This is a genomic window from Halorubrum sp. SS7 (assembly GCF_005435055.1).
Classification (GTDB): Archaea; Halobacteriota; Halobacteria; order Halobacteriales; family Haloferacaceae; genus Halorubrum; species Halorubrum salinarum.
Window position 1 is genome coordinate 1 of the sequence record NZ_SGXV01000326.1, and the last position, 443, is coordinate 443.

At 58.2% G+C, this 443-nt stretch carries 1 protein-coding gene; it reads left to right on the forward strand.

What is annotated here, in order from left to right; all coding sequences use genetic code 11:
• The coding region (locus tag EXE44_RS18225) for a helix-turn-helix domain-containing protein (protein ID WP_137718065.1) at window positions 1-443 on the forward strand (443 nt) is incomplete at both ends.

Genomic DNA, 443 nt, shown 5'->3' on the forward strand with positions numbered 1-443 from the left:
ATCTCGAAACGGATCGGAACACGAACGTGGACGTGATCCCAAACGTCGGTCCGACGCTTCGTCGACTGCGTGAGTCGCTGGGACTGACACAGTACGAGTGCGGTGTACCACGGAGCACGTACCGACACTACGAGGCCGGAAACCGGAATCCGAGTCGGGACGCCCTCAGACGAATTGTCGACGCATTCGAGGACGCGTGTGGGTCCCCCATCGACAGCGACACCGACGCTTTCGCCAAAACAGATGGCGGATCCACCGCACGCGACGTTGCCGCGCTCGGTCAACTCGCTGAGAGCGATATTCGCTGGGATCAGATTGAGTCCATCGAGCGAGTCGAACCAGATGACGAGTGGGTGTACGATCTCGAAGTCGAGGGGACTCACAACTACGTCTCGAACGGGATCGTCTCGCACAACTCACAGATGATTTCGTACGTAGAAAAC